General features: G+C 33.0%; 18 protein-coding genes. 17 read left to right on the forward strand and 1 reads right to left on the reverse strand.

Annotated features, from left to right (window positions below):
- The first annotated feature begins 31 nt into the window (after window positions 1-31).
- The 6 genes from AAGV33_RS10145 to AAGV33_RS10170 all read left to right on the forward strand — a co-directional run bounded on the left by AAGV33_RS10145 (window position 32) and on the right by AAGV33_RS10170 (window position 5,629).
- Window positions 32-1,174 (forward strand): ABC transporter substrate-binding protein, encoded by a 1,143-nt coding sequence (locus AAGV33_RS10145; RefSeq protein WP_373391971.1) that lies wholly within the window; start codon window positions 32-34, stop codon window positions 1,172-1,174.
- Between the two features lie 8 nt (window positions 1,175-1,182).
- Window positions 1,183-2,214, forward strand: coding sequence for an iron chelate uptake ABC transporter family permease subunit (locus AAGV33_RS10150; protein WP_373391896.1), 1,032 nt, complete (start codon window positions 1,183-1,185; stop codon window positions 2,212-2,214).
- Between the two features lie 463 nt (window positions 2,215-2,677).
- The gene (gene lpdA / locus AAGV33_RS10155; RefSeq protein ID WP_373391898.1) at window positions 2,678-4,066 is read left to right on the forward strand and encodes a dihydrolipoyl dehydrogenase; all 1,389 of its coding nucleotides are present in this window, start codon (window positions 2,678-2,680) and stop codon (window positions 4,064-4,066) included.
- A gap of 287 nt (window positions 4,067-4,353) precedes the next feature.
- Window positions 4,354-4,908, forward strand: a complete 555-nt coding sequence (locus AAGV33_RS10160; RefSeq protein WP_373391900.1) for a hypothetical protein — start codon at window positions 4,354-4,356, stop codon at window positions 4,906-4,908.
- Between the two features lie 221 nt (window positions 4,909-5,129).
- Window positions 5,130-5,354 carry a DUF2683 family protein gene (locus AAGV33_RS10165; protein WP_373391902.1) on the forward strand — a complete coding sequence of 75 codons (225 nt, stop codon included), beginning with the start codon at window positions 5,130-5,132 and terminating at the stop codon, window positions 5,352-5,354.
- Window positions 5,351-5,629, forward strand: coding sequence for a Txe/YoeB family addiction module toxin (locus AAGV33_RS10170; RefSeq protein WP_373391904.1), 279 nt, complete (start codon window positions 5,351-5,353; stop codon window positions 5,627-5,629). The genes AAGV33_RS10165 and AAGV33_RS10170 overlap by 4 nt, the downstream gene beginning before the upstream one ends.
- A gap of 160 nt (window positions 5,630-5,789) precedes the next feature.
- Here the strand turns inward: AAGV33_RS10170 and AAGV33_RS10175 are convergent, their stop codons facing one another.
- Window positions 5,790-5,999 carry a hypothetical protein gene (locus AAGV33_RS10175; RefSeq protein ID WP_373391906.1) on the reverse strand — a complete coding sequence of 70 codons (210 nt, stop codon included), beginning with the start codon at window positions 5,997-5,999 and terminating at the stop codon, window positions 5,790-5,792.
- A gap of 330 nt (window positions 6,000-6,329) precedes the next feature.
- Here AAGV33_RS10175 and AAGV33_RS10180 point away from each other — a divergent pair, with 330 nt between their 5' ends.
- The 11 genes from AAGV33_RS10180 to AAGV33_RS10230 all read left to right on the forward strand — a co-directional run bounded on the left by AAGV33_RS10180 (window position 6,330) and on the right by AAGV33_RS10230 (window position 19,932).
- Window positions 6,330-9,080, forward strand: coding sequence for an MG2 domain-containing protein (locus AAGV33_RS10180; protein WP_373391908.1), 2,751 nt, complete (start codon window positions 6,330-6,332; stop codon window positions 9,078-9,080).
- 258 nt (window positions 9,081-9,338) lie between these two features.
- On the forward strand, window positions 9,339-9,701 hold the full coding sequence (locus tag AAGV33_RS10185) for a DUF805 domain-containing protein (RefSeq protein ID WP_373391910.1): 363 nt from the start codon (window positions 9,339-9,341) through the stop codon (window positions 9,699-9,701).
- A 138-nt stretch (window positions 9,702-9,839) separates the two neighbouring features.
- Window positions 9,840-10,232 (forward strand): VOC family protein, encoded by a 393-nt coding sequence (locus tag AAGV33_RS10190; RefSeq protein WP_373391911.1) that lies wholly within the window; start codon window positions 9,840-9,842, stop codon window positions 10,230-10,232.
- A 218-nt stretch (window positions 10,233-10,450) separates the two neighbouring features.
- Complete coding sequence (locus AAGV33_RS10195; RefSeq protein WP_373391913.1) at window positions 10,451-11,683, forward strand: cation:proton antiporter; 1,233 nt, start codon at window positions 10,451-10,453, stop codon at window positions 11,681-11,683.
- A 64-nt stretch (window positions 11,684-11,747) separates the two neighbouring features.
- On the forward strand, window positions 11,748-12,512 hold the full coding sequence (gene map, locus AAGV33_RS10200; protein WP_373391915.1) for a type I methionyl aminopeptidase: 765 nt from the start codon (window positions 11,748-11,750) through the stop codon (window positions 12,510-12,512).
- A gap of 152 nt (window positions 12,513-12,664) precedes the next feature.
- Window positions 12,665-14,125: a S41 family peptidase gene (locus AAGV33_RS10205; protein ID WP_373391917.1), complete on the forward strand. Its 1,461-nt coding sequence runs from the start codon at window positions 12,665-12,667 to the stop codon at window positions 14,123-14,125.
- A gap of 129 nt (window positions 14,126-14,254) precedes the next feature.
- Window positions 14,255-14,677, forward strand: a complete 423-nt coding sequence (locus AAGV33_RS10210; RefSeq protein WP_373391919.1) for a DoxX family protein — start codon at window positions 14,255-14,257, stop codon at window positions 14,675-14,677.
- A gap of 381 nt (window positions 14,678-15,058) precedes the next feature.
- Window positions 15,059-16,330, forward strand: a complete 1,272-nt coding sequence (locus AAGV33_RS10215) for an alginate export family protein (protein WP_373391921.1) — start codon at window positions 15,059-15,061, stop codon at window positions 16,328-16,330.
- 28 nt (window positions 16,331-16,358) lie between these two features.
- Complete coding sequence (locus tag AAGV33_RS10220) at window positions 16,359-17,732, forward strand: CmpA/NrtA family ABC transporter substrate-binding protein (protein ID WP_373391922.1); 1,374 nt, start codon at window positions 16,359-16,361, stop codon at window positions 17,730-17,732.
- 186 nt (window positions 17,733-17,918) lie between these two features.
- Entirely contained in the window at window positions 17,919-19,007 is a 1,089-nt protein-coding gene (locus AAGV33_RS10225) for an ABC transporter permease (RefSeq protein ID WP_373391924.1), read from the forward strand.
- Window positions 19,008-19,092: 85 nt separating this feature from the next.
- On the forward strand, window positions 19,093-19,932 hold the full coding sequence (locus AAGV33_RS10230) for an ABC transporter ATP-binding protein (RefSeq protein ID WP_373391925.1): 840 nt from the start codon (window positions 19,093-19,095) through the stop codon (window positions 19,930-19,932).
- Window positions 19,933-19,976 lie beyond the last annotated feature (44 nt).

Here is a 19,976-nt window from a genome sequence, read left to right on the forward strand (position 1 = left end):
CTATACCTTTGCTTCCATATAAAATTTAATGATGAATTCTTTTTGTAATAAAACCCTGTTTCTTTTTCTGCTTTTAAGCTTTGCTGCTTGCAAAAAGAACGAAAAATCAAGTACATCTTCAACAACTATTCAAAAAAACGAAATTGAATATTCGACTAATCTTGCTATCTACAAATACGAAGGTTATTCGATTGTAAAAGTTTTAAATCCCTGGCCTGACGCCAATAAAGATTTTACTTATATTTTAAAAGAAAAAAACGCAACCGTTCCTGATAGTTTACAAAAGTACCCCCAACTCTCCGTTCCTTTACAATCTATTGTGGTAACTTCAACCACAAATATTCCATTTTTAGAAATGCTTGAAGTAGAAAAGAAATTAGTTGGATTTCCTCATACTGATTATGTTTCTTCTGAAAAAACACGAAAGTTAATTGATGCAGGAATAGTGAAAAACGTAGGACAAAACGAGCGCTTGAATATGGAAAAGCTAATTGATTTAGCTCCCGAAGCCATCGTGACTTTTGGAATAGATAATAACAATCCGATGATTGCCAACCTGGAAAAAAGTGGTTTAAATGTTATCATTCAAGCCGATTGGATGGAGCAATCTCCTCTAGGAAAAGCCGAATGGATTAAACTCTACGCAGCCTTATTTGGCAAAGAAAAAGAAGGTAAAATCTTGTTTGATAATATTGTAAAAAACTATCATGATGCCTTGCAATTAGTTGCCAATCAAAAAGCAGAACAAACGGTTTTATACGGTTCTATGTACCAAAATCAATGGTATGTTGCCAAAGGAAATAGTTGGGTTGCCCAATTTATGAAAGATGCCAAATCCAATTATTTATGGGCAGATGTTGAAGGTAGCGGAAGTTTAGGATTATCATTCGAAAAAATATTAGAAAAGGCAAAAAATGCCAAGGTTTGGATTGCGACAGGTTCTTTTAAAAACGCGAAAGAATTAGGAAATAGTAATCCGCATTATGAACAATTTGATGCTTTTAAAACTAAAAATGTTTATACTTTTGAAAGCAAATTAGGTACAACAGGAGGAACTATTTATTATGAATTAGCTCCTAGCCGACCAGATTTAGTTTTGAAAGATTACATCAAGATTTTTCATCCTGAATTATTAGCGGACTATAATTTTACCTTTGCACAAAAACTAAATTAGAAAGCAAATTGACAAACCAAAAACGAAATACAATTCTATTTTTCTATCTTGTAGTAGCACTACTCTTTTTGTTTTTTGCCAATATCAGTTTAGGCTCTATCACGATTCCTTTCAAAGAAATTTATCATAGTTTAACGGGAGGTCAAGCCAGTAAATCGACTTGGGAATATATTATTATTAATTACAGATTACCCAAAGCCATTACAGTGGTTTTAGTTGGAATCGGACTTTCGATAAGTGGTTTATTGATGCAAACTTTGTTCCGGAATCCATTGGCTGGACCTTATGTTCTTGGACTGAGTTCAGGAGCAAGTTTAGGAGTCGCATTTGTAATTTTAGGTGCAAGTTTACTTCCTGCTTTTTTTCAAGAAATAGTCCTTTCGTCTTACGGAATTGTCTTTGCCTCTACTCTTGGGAGTACTTGTGTATTATTAGCCGTTTTACTGGTTTCTGTTCGTTTGCGGGACACGATGTCCATTTTGATTGTCGGATTAATGTTTGGTAGTTTAAGTACTGCAATTGTGGGAACGCTAAGCTATTTTAGCACTGCCGAACAATTGCAAAAATTCACTTTTTGGTCTTTAGGGAATTTGGGAAATCTTTCTTGGACTTCCATTATTATTCTATTCTTTTGTGTACTGCTTGGATTGTTGTTGAGTTTAGCCAGCATCAAATCTCTAAATGCTTTGCTTTTGGGCGAAAATTACGCTCGAAGTCTGGGTTTGAATTATAAAAAAGCACGATTAATTATCATCTTTGCTACTAGTATTCTTGCTGGAAGTATTACGGCTTTTGCTGGTCCTATTGCGTTTATTGGTCTGGCAGTTCCTCATATTGCTAAATTGGTTTTCCAAACCAGTAATCACACTATTCTATTCTGGAGCACGCTCCTTTTTGGAGGGATTATCATGCTGATTTGCGATACTATTTCGCAAGTTCCTGGTGGCGACATTACTTTGCCTATTAATGCCGTTACTTCTATTTTTGGTGCACCAATTGTGATTTGGTTGTTGTTAAGAAAGCGTAAAATGATTGGATAACTAAGCTTTTTTAAGGTCTATTTTTCACCACAGACCTGTCTGCCAACAGGCAGGTTTCACAGATTAAAACAAATTAAATCCTGCCAATTCTAATTAAATACTTAACCGCAAAGAGCCCAATAAAAAATCATTCTTTGTCTTTAAAAACGCAAAGAACACAAAGCCTTGCATTCTTTGCGTAGTACTTTGTAACCTTAGCGGTTAAAAAATTAGCAACTCTGTGGTAAAAAACAACATTGACGGATTCCTAAAAATATATAAGAAACAGAGGGTATTTTGTTAGATTTTGAAAAATCAACCTTTATAAACCGCATTCTGTTAATATTTTGTGCTTTTGTGAGTTTTAAAAACAGAATAAATCATTAAATTCGCAGTCTTAATTAACTTTAAGAATTGACATAAAATGAAAGGGGCATTTTTAGCAAATTTCATTTTACCAATAAAAACAAATAAATACATAGAAATGAAATACGACGTTATTGTTTTAGGAAGTGGGCCAGGCGGATATGTAACTGCCATTAGAGCATCACAATTAGGCTTTAAAGTAGCCGTAATTGAAAAAGAAAATTTAGGCGGAGTGTGCTTGAACTGGGGTTGTATCCCAACAAAAGCGTTACTAAAATCAGCTCAGGTTTTTGATTATCTAAAACACGCTTCCGATTACGGATTGACGGTTTCTGAGTTTGACAAAGATTTCTCAGCTGTAGTTCAACGTAGCCGTTCGGTTGCTGATGGAATGAGCAAAGGAGTTACTTTCCTAATGAAGAAAAACAAAATTGACGTTATCAATGGTTTTGGAAAACTAAAACCAGGAAAAAAAGTAGCCGTTACTGATAAAGACGAAAAAGTAACTGAATATTCAGCGGATCATATTATTATTGCTACTGGTGCTCGTTCCCGTGAGTTGCCAAACTTGCCACAAGATGGTGTAAAAGTAATTGGTTACCGTCAGGCAATGACTTTGCCTGAACAACCTAAAAAGATGATTATCGTTGGTTCTGGAGCAATTGGAGTGGAATTTGCACATTTCTACAACTCTATGGGAACTGAAGTTACCATTGTAGAGTTTATGCCAAACGTAGTTCCTGTTGAAGATGAGGATATTTCGAAACAATTTGAAAAATCTTTGAAAAAAGCTGGAATCACTGTAATGACTAACTCTTCTGTGGAAAGAATTGATACTTCTGGAAAAGGAGTAAAAGCTTTTGTAAAAACAGCTAAAGGAGAAGAAGTTCTTGAAGCTGATATTTTACTTTCGGCTGTTGGAATCAAAACTAACATCGAAAACATTGGTTTAGAAGAAGTAGGAATCGCTACTGACAGAGATAAAATCTTAGTTAATGCTTACAACGCAACAAATATTCCTGGTTACTACGCTATTGGTGATGTAACTCCAGGTCAGGCTTTGGCTCACGTAGCTTCTGCTGAAGGAATTAACTGTGTAGAAAAAATTAAAGGATTACATGTACAACCTATCGATTACGGAAACGTACCAGGATGTACTTATGCTACTCCGGAAATTGCTTCTGTAGGTTTAACTGAAAAACAAGCTAAAGAAAAAGGATACGAATTAAAAATTGGTAAATTCCCATTCTCAGCTTCTGGAAAAGCAAAAGCGGCTGGAACTCCAGACGGATTTGTAAAAGTAATTTTTGATGCTAAATACGGCGAATGGTTAGGATGCCACATGATTGGTGCTGGTGTAACGGATATGATTGCTGAGGCAGTTGTAGCTCGTAAACTAGAAACTACTGGTCACGAAATCTTAAAATCTATCCACCCACACCCAACAATGAGTGAAGCGGTTATGGAAGCTGTTGCTGATGCTTACGGTGAAGTCATTCACTTGTAGTCATTGCGAGGTACGAAGCAATCTCAACCTTATAATTATAGAATCCGATTAGTGAAAGCTAATCGGATTTTTTTATGTGTTGTTTTTATTCTAAAGTTTTTTGAAATTAACTTTAGTATTGAAATTGTCATTCTAAATAATTTGTAAGAAAAAAAATAATATATTTGAAAAGTATAAAACGTAATAAAACTTCTCCAATTCCCCTATTTTGGGTGTATACATGAAGGTTTATTTTGCTTATAAACTAGTTAGTGGTAATTTTAAAGAAGATACGCTTAATAAAAAACATGAAAAAGAAAATATTAATAATTATAATTCTATTAATCATTATTGGAATATCTTGTTTTCTTCTGAGACAACAGATAAAAGAATATTTCTTTAATCAACATGTAATCTATTGGTCAGAAAATGTGAATATAAATTTTTCAGATTACCAAAAGCAACCGAAAACTGACAGTGAATTAAATATTATGGACTTTCACGGTTTATATCTGTTTGCTGATAAAATTGAAAAAGCAAATGTTCGTGCCTTTTTTGATAAAAACCAGTCTTGGGTAAAAGATTCAACAAATTTTAATGTTGAAGCCGTTAAGAAATTTCAAAAGTTACGTTTTGACCTTTATGAAGTTTACGCACGAAAATTCAATTCTGAACTTAATAAGATAAAATACAATCCCAAAACCACATATGAAGATTTAGAAAATATCGGTAATGAAATATATCAAGAACTAGAAACATTTGAAGATGAAATTTATTCTGGAGATTATTCTACTAAAGAAAGAGTAGAAATATGGAAATCAAAAATTGATAAATTGCTTGAAGAAAGTAAAAACTACCGCTAACTTAGATGCTAATACACGTCTTAAGCAATTTGCAAATTTAGTGCAAACGCTATTTATTGTATTTTCGTTTAGCCGAAAATACTCATTTTGATAAGTTTCAAACACCTAAATATGTGAAACCGTTATTATAGTAATCTGTTTAAAACTAACTACAAAAAAACCAGCATAGTATTTGATACTTTTCTTTACTTTTGTATAATTGATTAAATCTTAAAAAAAAAATGGACAGTATAACAATTTATCCGAAAAATGAAAAGCAAAAATCTTTGCTAAAATCCTTGTTGGAAGAAATGAAAGTTCGTTTTGAAATTGGAAAATCTGATGAAGAAACTTCATTAAGTGAAAATGAATTTATCGCTAAAATTGATAAATCTATCTTACAAGCAGATTCTGGAAAAACAAAAAAACTCACAAAAGACCAACAAAAGAAATTTTTAGGTCTATGAGTTATTCTATTGAATTAACTGATGAAGCTATTTCAGACATTGAAAAGCATAAAAAATCTGGTGATAAAAAAGTTTTGATTAAAATTAATAAACTTTTAGATGAGCTTAGAGAACATCCAACGAAAGGAACAGGAAAACCTGAACAGTTAAAACATTATGAAATAGCAACTTGGTCTAGGAGAATATCAGACAAACACAGATTAATCTACAGGATTCAAGACGATAAAGTTGTGGTTATTGTTTTCGCCTTTTGGGGACATTACAATAATAAATAATTAAGATTAGTCTTGTTGCTATAAAATTTGCTACTTCTTCAACCAACTCAACTACTACAATTCAACAAAACATATAACTGTACATAAATATTAAAAATATAGCGACAGCCTTTATACTCAAAGTACAAAAACTGCCGCTAAAAAATAGGGTTTGATTATTTTATGATGCTAGTGGCATTTTATAAAGCAATTCCACAAGTGGTTCCTGAATATCTGAATTTTTATGTTTGTAAAGCTCAATTTTCAAACTTGACACAATACTATTTCTTCTTTTTTCATCCAGATTTTTTAATCTGTTTCTCAATAAATCAACTGTTGGATATTTAAAAATTGTCGATTTAAGTCTGTTGATAATGTAATTTGCATCCATGTCTTTTATATTTAAATATTAATACTAATTGTTCTATTTTGAATTACCAAATTAGGAATCGAACACTAACTTTTTGTTACATTATTACCGTATTAATTTATATAATTTCACCTCTCTTTTAAATTTACATAAAGCAGCTTTGTTTTTATAAGCAAAAGTCTAATGCTTTATTCTTCATCTTTATACCTATTTATAAAAATACGAAAAATCGTATTTTTATAAAAATTATTTTTATATTTGATATTTTCCAAAATTGTTTTACCATTTGAACCCCAAGATTATTCAACTGATAAACAATTCATTATTCTTAAAATTAGGTTTATAAAAACTATGATGAAAAAACAGTCAAATAGAGTGGATTCAAAAATCATCACTACACTTTTTTGGGTTTTATTTCTGCTACCTATAGCTATTTGGGCTCAAGAAAACAATTTGATTGTTTCTAATGCTTCATTTGCTGAAAAAATATACCTGCAATTGGATCGAAAAGTATACACTAATGGAGATACCGTTTGGTTTAAATGCATCGTTTCAAATGCTTCCGAACACACTCCTTCAATTTTAAGTGGTGTGCTATATGTAGAACTCATAGACGCTGATGAAAGTATACGCCAAAAAAAAATAATCAAAATGGAAAACGGAATTGGTCAGGGAAATTTTGATTTGGATAAAAAAATGCCCAAAGGCAATTACCTCATTAGAGCATATACCCAATGGAATCAAAATTTTGATGATGCTTTTGTATTTGAAGAATACATTCAGGTATTTTCTAATGAAAAACAATATACTGAACCCATTCAGAACATTAAACTCATCAAAGAAGCAGATACCAAGGATCATTTAGAAGTTTTTTTTAATCCCGAAGTGCTGGATTCCTTACAAAAAAACAGGCTTAACGTATATATCACAGTAGATGATAAAAAAGACAGCTTGCTTATTAGAAAAGGGGAAAACAACAAATACATTCTGGATTATGATCTTAAAAAAGAAAGCCAGTTGGCAACCTTAAAAATAGAAACCGAGAATCAAAAAACCTACACCAAAACATTTGTTTTAAATCCAGATTATCTGGACTTACAACTTTTTCCTGAAAGTGGAGAATTAGTTCATGGAATCACTAGCAAGGTGGGCTTTAAAGCCATTGATGCCAGTGGGAAAGGAATAATAGTTCAAGGTGATATTATAGATGAAAGAGAAGCAATCATTACTTCCTTTAAAAGCAATACTCTGGGAATGGGAAGCTTCTTGATGTACAATCCAGACCGAACTAAAAAATACTATGCGAGGCTAAAATTTTCTGATACAATAAAAAAGAATTCATCACTATACGCATTACCTAATGTTACTGCTACTGGAAGTGCTTTAGTCATTAATAAACAAGGTCAAAACCTGCTCGTTAAAGTGGTATCTAACTACATGAAAAACGACAGTATTTTTATACGAATTTCTTTTAGAGGAATCGAATTATATGAAAAAGAAGTAGCTTTAAATCAAGGTTTTTACCAGTCCTTGATTTCTACCAACTTAATTCCAGAAGGAATTGTTGCGTTTTCAATTTTGGATCAATCCAAAAATCTAATAGTACAAAGACTTTACTTTAATGAAAAACCACAAAGCAGATTGAAAATTAATCTTTCGACAGATAAGACAAAATACAACAAACGAGATTTGACCAAACTCAATATTCAAACTACTAATTCTAATGATGAAGCTATAAAAACAAATGTTTCTGTACTTGTAATAAACAAGGAAGAATTGGGTAAAATGCAAAACGTACGTCAAAACATACTTTCCTATTTTTTAATTGATTCTGAATTAAAAGGCAATATCGAAAATCCTGGTCATTATTTCAAAAATGAAAATAATATGCATGAGGATTTAGAAGTTCTGATGCTTACACAAGGATGGAGTAAGTACAACTATTCAAAACCCTATCCATCGCTAATTATCAATCCAGAAAAAACTTTAACCGTATCGGGGAGAGTGAATAATTTATTTTCAGAAAAAAAGGGTAAAAAAGATGTCGAATTGACCATGATGACTTCTGGAACATTCAAATCATTTTATAAGCAAAAAACGGATAGTCTGGGGAAATTTAAATTTCATTTAAATGACGAATACGGAAAAGAAATAGAGGTACTCATTCAAACTGCCAACAAATCCGATAGAAAAATAAGCAATTCTGTTGTTTTAGACTACAAAAAATCGCCTTCCATTTTCTTTGAACAGAACAAATCTATTGAACAAATAGACAGTATCGTGGAGAAATTTATCCAGAAAAGTATAAAGCAAAAAGAAATTGATGACAAATTCAAACTTCAATTTGGAGGAATTCTTTTAGATGAAGTAAACATTAATGCTAAAATGAGTCCGAATAAACAAAAAGTAACAGAGCGATACGGTAAACCTGAAACTATTATTAGCGGGAAAGAAATTCTTTCTAAAGAAAAAAAATGGTCTTATGGATTGTACAGCGTACTATTATTCAACTATCCTGACAAAGTTAGAATAGAAAGGGATAGTATAGGTACTTTACACGCCATTGTCGATAATGGTAAAAACGTGCAGACCCTTATTGTTATCGACGGTATTCCTGTTAGTTTTCGTGATTATGGGCTTATTCCTAATATATCGCCAAGTGAAGTTACTAGTTTTGAAATTATTGAATATGCCAATGGTTTTGGACAGCTGTATTGTGAAGTACATTCTGAGATGTCACCTTGTATTCCTCCTTTCAATCCTTCATACGGCAATGTAATAGCCATATACACACATACTGGAATAGGCCTTTTTGGCGCCTATAAACCTGCAGGATTATCCCAAAAAAGGATTCCTGTTTTTGCTTCGCCAAAGGAATTTTATGCTCCAAAATATGAAACCATTCAACCAGACGATTGGCAACATCCAGACATCCGAACTTTAATTCATTGGCAACCGATACTAAAAACAGATGATTTAGGTAAAACATCGACTTCTTTTTACAATACAGATAACAAAGGGAAAATGATGATCATTGTAGAAGCTATTTCTGATGAAGGAGAAATTGGTTATCAGGAAATTGATTATGAAATTGATGATTAATCCAGAACGAATAACAGTATAACCACTTCGATTACTGCAATTTATATAAAGATAATTCACTGCGAGATTTCAGATAAAAAACGAATCCTTTTTGGTAAAAACAAAGCGAATTCTTGACTTAAAATCTAGTTTATCTGAACTAAATTTATTTTTTAAAAATATTATTGTAGTATTTTTTGGCAAGTAAAATAAATTTTAATTATTTTAGAGCAATATTAACAAGTTTTAACCTAATCTATAACAATTAAATTACAAATTATGTTTGAATGGTATAAAAAAGTAGTTTTTGAAAATTACGCAAATTTTAACGGGAGAGCACGTAGAAGTGAGTTTTGGTATTTTGCATTGGTAAATACAATTATCAATATCATCTTTAATCTGATAATGCTAGAATTTCCTTATTTTTCATTTGTCCAGCTAGCTTATTCTTTAGCTATGTTTATTCCTTCATTAGCCGTAGGGGTTAGACGTATGCATGATGTAGGAAAAAGTGGATGGTACTATATAATTCCTATTTACAATCTTATATTAGCATGTACTGATGGTGATTATGGAACTAATGAATATGGTGAGGATCCTAAAAACCAAATCGACAGCATAAATGAAATTGGTGTAGAATAATTAAATAATTAATCCGATTTGTATAAACAAGTCGGATTTTTTATATCTTTTTCTAACGTAAAATTTAATGATGAAATTATATTTGAAAATTGAAATTGATTTTTGACATCATTAAATAAATAAAAAACGACTGACACGATGATAAAATTTGCTTACACCATACTATACGTTCAAGACGTGACAAAAGCTGTTGAGTTTTATGAAAATGCTTTTGGCTTTAAAAGAAAATTTATATCACCTGACAATGACTATGGAGAACTTTTAGTGGGCGAAACGACACTTTCGTTTGCTTCAACAATATTAGCCAAGTCAAACTTGAAAGAAGGTTTTACAGAAAGTAATTTGGCAGCCAAACCGTTTGGAATTGAAATTGGTTTTACAACTGAAAATGTAGAAGAGACCGTTTCGATAGCTATAAAAGCAGGTGCGACAATTGTTGAAAATCCGAAAACAAAACCATGGGGACAAATTGTTGCCTATTTGAGAGACCTTGATGGTTTTCTAATCGAAATTTGCACACCAATGGACTGACAAATCAAAAAGTCGAACCGCTAGCAAGAGTTTTTGCGTGAGCTGGGCTGAAGTACAAAATTAAACAGCAATTTTTCAATTGAACTTTAGCACGTACTTCAACTCCCTCCGAATCTCCAAAACCCAAAGTGTTATCAATACCATCAATTGCCAAAATAGAAAAAATAGCTTGGTGTTCATCCAGCGATGTTTAACTTTGTAATCTTATGTAAATTACAATGACACAACTATTTTCCTTAGAATCTTACAATTATTATCTGCTGGCTGCGGGAATTATTACGTTGCTAGCTGCCTTGATTCCGAATATTTTCCAAAAAAAATACCTAACGCCAGCTATTATTTATCTTCTAATAGGGATAGGTATTGCTTTTGCAGGAGGTAAATATGGAAATTTTGACATCATGCAACATACCAATGCTATAAGACACATTTCGGAATTTGTTTTAATCATTGCGTTGACTAATGCAGGGTTAAAAATCAAAAAGCCATTCTCATGGCAAACCTGGAAATACTCCTTTAGATTACTTTTAATAACCATGCCGCTTACTATCATTGGCGCGGCATATTTAGGTTGGTGGCTGCTAAGTTTAGCTCCCGCAGCCGCAGTATTGTTTGGCGCACTAATTTCGCCTACTGATCCTGTGTTAGCATCCGAACTTCAAACGAGCCGTCCAAGCAAAAAAGATTTATCAAAGATTCGGTTGGGTTTGACTTCAGAAGCAGGATTAAATGATGGACTAGCGTTCCCGTTTACTTACTTCGCTATATATCTGGCTAAAAATGGTTTGGATTACAGTCAATGGATTGGCGAATGGTTTTATATTGAAGTACTTTATAAGATTGCGGCGGGAACAATAATTGGATTTCTTGCAGGATGGTTTTTGTATAAACTGATATTTAAAATTACAGATGAAAGCCATCATTCTAATATAAGTCGGGGAATTCTATCGCTTGCAATTACTCTTTTGCCTTATGGTCTCACGGAACTATTAGGCGGTTACGGATTTATTGCGGTTTTTATTGCGGCTTGTACTTTTAGTAATCAGGAAGATCAAATCCAACACATGGACACACTCCACGATTTTACGGAGGAAATTGAACGTATTTTTGTTGCTTTTCTATTTATCTTCGTTGGCATTTACGTTTACGTTTCCATCAATGAACTCTTGGATTTAATGATTATTGCTACTGCGTTAACGGTATTACTTTTCATTAGACCGCTAAGTGGGTGGATTGCTTTATATAAAACAGATTTATCTACTTTTGAAAAATTTGCATTGTCCTTTTATGGTATTCGCGGTGTTGGTTCACTATTTTACATGATGTATGCCTTTGACAAAGTTACTTTTCCAAATGCGTACGAACTGATTCACGTAACTACTGTTATCATTGTACTTTCGGTATTTATGCATGGAATTTTGGCCGCTAGTATGCAAAAGAAACTTGTCTGATTTTAGCTCCTTCAAAAGTAATATTTAGAAGAATTAAACATTTTCTAATTTAAAAAATATTAAAATGTCAATAACAACAGAATCCGAATTAATTGGAATGAAAAAGATTAGTGAAGTTGTTGGAATAACACTAAAACTAATGAGAGAATATGCCAAAGCAGGTATATCAACTAAGGAATTAGATGAATACGGAGGTAGTATTTTAAAAAGTTATGGCGCCAAATCAGCTCCTTATGAAACCTATAAATTCCCCGGTTATTCTTGTATTAGTGTTAACAAAGAAGCGGCTCACGGAATTCCATCAGAGAAAAAAATATTAAAAGAAGGCGACTTAATTAATATTGATGTTTCTGCTGAACTCAATGGTTTTTGGTCAGATAATGGTGGTTCTTTTATTATTGGGAAAGACATTCACCATCACCAACCGCTTGTGGATGCTTCCAAACAAATTTTACAAAAAGCAATTCAAAATATCAAAGGCGGTGTTAAGATTGCTGAAATTGGTTATTTAATAGAAACCGAAGCTAGAAAATCCGGTTATAAAGTCATTAAAAATTTGGCTGGTCATGGCGTAGGCAGAAGTTTACATGAAAAACCAGAAAATATTTTGAACTACAGAGTAAAATCAAATCAGGAGCGATTTAAAAAAAATACTACGGTAGCCATTGAAACTTTCATTTCAACCCATTCGACAATAGCTGTTGGATTGAATGACGGCTGGACTTTGGTAGGAAACAAAGGAGGTTATGTCACCCAGCATGAACATACCATATTGATAACCGATGATGCTCCAGTGATTCTGACTACTGCTAACGAAATCTGGAATTAAAACACTTAAAATCATATTCAATTCCAATTCGAAGTAAATGATTCCAATTCGTATTTTAGAAAAAAGAATATTGCTGATTCTTTTTATTATTTTCTTCGCCCAATGCAGTACGCTGAAAAAAGACAACGAACATTTACAGCAATTAATTTCGGTTGAAGAACTTAAAAAAAGATGTAGATTTTACCCATAAAAAGTTTCAAAAACTACATCCTAAACTCTATTATTACATTAGCAAAGAAAGTCTGGACTATAAATTTGATAGTTTAAAAACTACCATCAATACTCCTTTAACTCCACTCCAATTTTATAAAAAAATCAGTCCTGTTGTGGCTTCCATAAGACAAGGACACAGTTATGTATTGGCTCCCGAAAAGAAGTTTTCGAAAAAAGAAACCAAAGCCTACATTAAAAAAGGAACGGGACCTTTTTCGCAATTTAATTTTTCATTTGATAATGATAAATTGTATGTTACTAAGAATAAATCATATAACAAATCGATTACAGCAGGAACCGAAGTTCTTTCGGTAAATGGCATAAAACCTTTGGATCTTGTTCAGGAATACAATCAGTATTACAGTTCGGATGGATTTAATACTACTTTAAAAAAGCAAAATCTAGCCAAAAGATTTATTAGTGCTTTCACTATCGAAAATAGTATCAAAGACAGCCTAAATTACGCTTTTAAGTCAAAAGACAGTATAAAATTGGTAACGATAAAACGACACAAAGAAGATAGTCTTAAAGAAAAAACAAAAAAGATTGTTGAAAAAAACATGCCTATTGACAAAGCCAAACAGAGACAATTAAAAAAGAAAAAACGAATTAACGGTTTCGATAAAACTACCAAAACGTTTATTAGAGAACTGCGCTTTTCGCCCAAAGACAGCAGTATTGCAATTTTAAAAATCAGAGCTTTTAAAAAAGGGAATTTTAGAAAATTCTACAAAGAAAGTTTTGCCGAAATTAAAAAACGAAATACCAAAACGCTGATTATCGATTTAAGAAATAACGGCGGCGGACATCTGAGCGAAATTGTTCATTTGTACAGCTACCTTGCCGATTCGACATTTGTATTTTTGAAAAAATCGGAAGTAGTTTCCAGAGCGAGTTTGTTTGAAGGCGCTTACTTCAACAAAGGTTCTGTTGGGGTAAAAGCCATCAAAGCGGTATTTTCACCTTTTGTTTATGGCTATTTGCTATTAAATGTTCGTAAAGATAAAAACGGTATAAATTATTTTGCTACCGAAACCAAACCTCAGCAAATCAAAAAAAATGCGTTTGACGGAAAACTGTATGTTTTGATTAATGGAGGAAGTTTTTCGGCTTCGAGTATCATTTCTTCTAATTTAAAAGGATCTAAAAGAGCAACATTTGTGGGCGAAGAAACAGGTGGCGATTATAACGGTACCGTTGCAGGATTTATGCCAATACTACAATTACCTCATTCCAAACTAAAAGTGAGAATCGGGATTATGAATGTTACGCCTTATTATCAAACGGAAGTGCTTGGTCACGGCATTTTTCCAGACGTTTTGATTCAGCCATCTTTAGAAGATAAAATTCAAGGTAAAGACCCCGAACTGGATTGGATTTTGAATCAAAATCAGCAATAAATCTAGTTGATTTTATTTTAAAAATTGAAATTCTCATTGTCATTGCTATTGAAATTTCCAGTGTCATTTTTACTACTATTCTTCTAAAAATCACTACCTTAGTAGTGCCATTTTTAAAAATACAGCAATATGAACAATGTAAAAGAATTAAATAAATGGGCCAATACGCACACTTATTTTACCTTAGATTTGGTACGAATTGCACTAGGCGTGTTTTTATTCGTAAAAGGAGTTTATTTTATCACTAATATTCCATATTTAGTTGATTTGATTTCTCCTATTGACAACATTGGAGGAGGAATGTTCCTGATCCATTACATTACTCCTGCACACCTGATTGGAGGAATAATGATTGCTTTTGGTTTACTAACCCGTTGGGCTATTATTGCACAATTGCCTATTCTAATAGGTGCTGTTTTAGTTAATTTCATGGGCGAAATGCACTCTGAAAGTTTGTTGCTTGCATTAGCTACTTTGGCTATTTGTTTGTTTTTCTTGTTTTATGGAAGCGGAAAACATTCTGCTGATTATTATTTTAAAATGTACCAGTAAAATAATTTAATCCGTTTCAATTTATTTTATAACAACTAAAGCTCGATATGATATCGGGCTTTTTTTTGCTTTTACCTCACCCCGACCCTCTCCAAAAAAAGAACAAAAAAGAAATTAAAAACTTCAATTCTACGTACCACTACTAGATTTTGAGTATTTTAAAAATACTACTTAGTACGTATGCGTGTTTTTAAAATACTCAAAATAAACACATTAATTCATTTTTATGTTTTTACACCTATTTTTAATTGTTATATAAAACAAATAAAGTTGGTTTAAAAAGCTTGTTTTTGTTGCGCTAGACGTTACACGTAAGTACAATTACGTAAGTATGTTTGCAATGTAATAATTAAACAAAAACAAACTTTAAAATCAACGATTATGAAATTACTTAAAACACTTTCTTTATCAGTAATAGGATTTGTAGGTACTGGAGCAATGGCACAGGAATTCAGTTCGGATATTCAAATCAGACCCCGATACGAATACACCAACGGTTTTGGAACTTTACTAACTCCTACTACTAGTCATACTTCATTTATAGGACAACGTTCAAGAGTTAATTTGAACTATGGTGATGAGAAATTAAAAGTAAAAGTAGCGTTGCAAAATGTACGTACCTGGGGAAATGTGAATACGCTTGGAAACATTTCTACAGACAAAAACGGATTGGCATTGTATGAAGGTTGGGCACAATACAATTTCACTAATAAATGGAGTACTAAAATAGGTCGTCAACTGATTTCTTATGATAACCAAAGAATCATTGGAGGATTAGATTGGGCAAATCAAGGACGTAGTTTTGATGCCGCTTTAATCAAATACAAAGGAGCAAAAGACCAATTGGACTTGGGTTTTGCCTTAAATGCTGATTCAGAAGGAAAAGTAGCTCCTTCTACTCCATTTGCAACTGATTTTAAAGACATGCAATATGCCTGGTATCATACGAGCATCAAAAAATTAAATGTTAGTTTATTAGCATTAAATCTAGGAAGAGAATACCTAAAAGCGCCTTTAGAAATAGAAACCAATTATTCTCAAACTTTTGGAACTTATACTAATTACGCAGGTAAAAAAGTAACTTTTGATTTCAGTTTCTACGGACAAACGGGGAAAATAGGTCCAAACGAAGTTTCGGCTTGGGAAACAGCAGCTAACTTAGGATATGCTTTTTCGCCTAAATTCAAAGCTACTTTGGGCTATGAGTTTTTATCCGGAAAAGATCAATATTCAACGTCAACAATGGTAAAATCGTTCAATCCTTTATTTGGTACCAACCATGCTTTCAATGGTTTTATGGACTACTTCTACGTAGGAAACCACGCCAACTCAGTGGGTTTACAAGATGTAACTCTAAAATTAGATTTCCCTATCAAAAAAGTAAATCTTTCAGTAGCACCGCACTTATTTTATGCACCTAATAAAGTATTTTCTGGAGCAGTGGAACAAGATTCTTACTTAGGAACTGAGGTTGATGTAACGGCAGTTTATAAAGCTGCTAAAGACATTACGCTGATTGCTGGTTACTCTCAAATGTTTGCCTCAGAAACTATGGTGGCACTAAAAGGAGGAACTGGATTAAAAGATACAACCAACAACTGGGCTTATCTAATGGTAAACATCAACCCACAAATATTCTCGACTAAAAAATAATAAAAGTAATCACTTAAGAACATTTCAGATGAAAAAAATAGCATTACAATTATCGATGATCGTTCTAGCAACATTAAGTGTTGTTAGTTGTAAAAACGAAACTAAAAAAGAAGCTGGAACAACTACAGCAACCACTTCAACAACAGAAAAATTAACATTAGAGAAACCACAGGTTACTTTGGGTTTTATCAAATTAACCGATATGGCTCCATTGGCTATAGCCAAAGAAAAAGGATTCTTTGAAGACGAAGGTTTATTTGTAACTCTTGAAGCGCAATCCAACTGGAAAAATGTGTTAGACCGTGTGATTGATGAACAAATTGATGGTTCGCATATGCTAGCGGGACAACCCATTGCTGCTGCAGTAGGTTTTGGAAGACAAGCTAAATTAGTTACTACTTTTTCTATGGATTTGAATGGAAATGCCATTACTGTTTCTAATGATGTTTGGTCAAAAATGAAACCCGGAATTCCATTAAAAGACGGAAAACCAATTCATCCAATTAGCGCTAGCACTTTACTACCAGCTATCAAAGAATACAAAAACGCAAATAAAACATTCAAAATGGGTACGGTATTCCCAGTTTCTACACACAACTACCAATTAAGATATTGGTTGGCAGCTGGAGGAATCAACCCAGGACAATACACAAAAGATAATGTACAAGGAAACATTAATTCAGACATATTGCTTTCTGTAACTCCTCCTCCACAAATGCCAGCTACGCTTGAAGCAGGAACTATCAACGGATACTGTGTAGGTGAACCTTGGAACCAACAAGCGGTAAGCAAAGGAATTGGAGTTCCTGTAATTACCAGTAGTGATATCTGGAAAAATCACCCAGAAAAAGTATTTGTAATGACCGAAGCTTTTATCAAGAAAAACCCAAATACAGCAATTGCTATCACTAAAGCTTTAATTAGAGCTGGAAAATGGTTAGACGATCCAAAAAACAGAGATGAAGCAGTAAAAATATTGTCTAGCCCAGCTTATGTAGGAGCTGACGAAAATGTATTGAAAAACTCTATGACAGGAACATTTGAATATGAAAAAGGAGACAAACGTGACGAACCAGATTTTAACGTATTCTTTAAATACAACGCTACGTATCCTTTCTATTCTGACGGAATTTGGTACATGACTCAAATGAGACGTTGGGGACAAATTACAGAAGCACAACCAGCTGAATGGTATGCCTCTAAAATTAAAGAAGTATACAAACCAGAAATCTGGACTAAAGCAGCTGAATTATTGGTAAAAGAAGGAAACTTAGACCAGGCTGATATTCCTACAACAGATGGTTATAAACCTGCAACCAATGAATTTATTGATGGATTGACTTATGATGGTAAAAAACCATTGGATTACATCAAAAGCATGAAAATTGGTAACAAAAACTAATTAAAATAAAAAGTAGAGGATGCACTTAAAAACATCCTCTACTTTACAAAAAAAAAATTATAAAACGAGTTACTAGAAATTAAAAACTCAAATACATTATTTCTTTTTAAAAAAGCTTAAAAAGGATTTTACGAAATCATACTCTTTTAATCTCTTTTAAATCAACATCTTTAAATAAAAAGCACTATGAAGACATTAACAATAAAAACGGTGAAATTTATGGGATTGGGTTATTTAGAACCACTCATTCGATTAGCTACAGGTGAAGAAGTGAAAAAAAATGCCAAAGAAAGTTTCAAAAAAATCTTTATTCCATTATTATCTGTTCTTTTATTTATTTTTTTGTGGCAATCATTTTCGAATTATTTAAACAATGTTGAATCAGAAATAAAAATTGAAAAAGCACTTAAAGACCAAGGTCCTGAAGCGGCTAAAAAACTGGAAGAGTGTATTGCTTCCGGCGACATTAGCTGCAGACCCAATTCTTTACCTTCGCCATTAATGGTGGTGGCTGCTTTAGGAAAATTATGGGACGATCATTTAATCCTATCAGCTAAAAAAAAGGATTTTATCCAACAATATTCCACTGTAAATGAAGAACGCCTTGCTAACGGCGAAGCAGAAATTGTTTACACTGGCAGACCTTCATTTGTAGATCAAATAAAAACCAGTTTAAAAACCGTTTTTGCAGGATTTTTATTATCGGTAATCATTGCCATCCCTATGGGAATCTTGTTAGGATTGAGCGAAACTTTACGAACTTCTTTCAACTGGATTGTTCAAATATTCAAACCCGTGTCACCAGTAGTTTGGTTATTGTTAGTTTCTATGATTGTAAAAACTATTTTAGTCAATGTAGATATCGAAAAATCATTTGTTATCTCTTTCATCAGTGTGGGATTGTGTTCCATGTGGGCCACCTTAGTGAATACCAGTGCTGGAGTAGCTTCGGTTGATAAGGATTATATCAATGTTGCCAAAGTACTGCAATTAGGAACCTATAGCAAAATTTTCAAAATTATCCTGCCTTCTTCTTTCCCAATGATTTTCACTGGATTGAGAATTACGCTTTCTGTAGCCTGGATGGTATTAATTGCTATCGAATTGTTAGCACAAAGCCCAGGATTAGGTTCTTTTGTTTGGGAAGAATTCCAAAATGGTTCCAGCGATTCTAATTCGAAAATTATTGTGGCCATGTTTGTAATTGGTATCATCGGATTCATGCTAGACCGAATCATGATGATTTTCCAAAAATTACTAACCTTCAATGACTAAAGTTATTTAGTACCAAGTCCTTAGTAGTAAAAAACTATGGACTAAGAACTAAGGACTTAACTACGAAACTTTAAACAAAAAAATCATGGCTTATTTAGAACTTAAAAATGTTTGTAAATCCTATGGCGAAGGAAAAAACAAAACCGAAGTATTAAGAAATATCAATTTAAAAATTGAAGAAGGAGAATTTGTTGCCATTGTTGGATTTACAGGAAGTGGAAAAACAACCTTAGTTAATTTGATTTCGGGATTAATTGAACCGGATTCTGGTCAAATATTATTCAAAGGAAAACCCATTCAGGGAACCAGTCACGAGCGTGGTATTATTTTTCAAAATTATTCTTTGCTTCCTTGGTTAACGGTTTATGATAATGTTGCCATGGCTGTAAAAACCGTTTTTAAAGACTGGAATAGTAAACAAGTAGAGGAACATGTTAATAGTTTTATTGCCAAAGTAAATCTTTCTCATGCTTCTCATAAAAAACCCAAAGAACTTTCGGGAGGAATGCGCCAGAGAGTAGCAGTGGCCAGAACCTTAGCCATGAGACCCGAATTGATTTTAATGGATGAACCACTAGGTGCTTTAGATGCGTTGACCAGAGGAAATTTGCAAGAAGAAATTTTAAACATTTGGAGCGAAGACAAACGCACCGCTTTATTGATTACGAATGATGTGGATGAAGGCGTTTTTATGGCAGACAGAGTGATTCCGCTTCGTCCAGGTCCAAAAGCTACTTTAGGTCCTGAATTTGACATTACTATAGAAAGACCGCGAAACAAAATTGCGCTGAATCATAACGCCAATTTTAAAACTTTAAGAAGCGGTATTATTGAATACTTAATGGAAATTGGAGCCGAAAGAACCGCAGGACAAGAAGTCAACACTTATGAATTGCCTGATTTAGTACCGATGCAATTCAATTAAGAGCGTTTTTCATTAGACAAAACTTACAGGACTTACATGGTTAA

Source organism: Flavobacterium magnesitis (assembly GCF_041729735.1).
GTDB lineage: Bacteria > Bacteroidota > Bacteroidia > Flavobacteriales > Flavobacteriaceae > Flavobacterium > Flavobacterium magnesitis.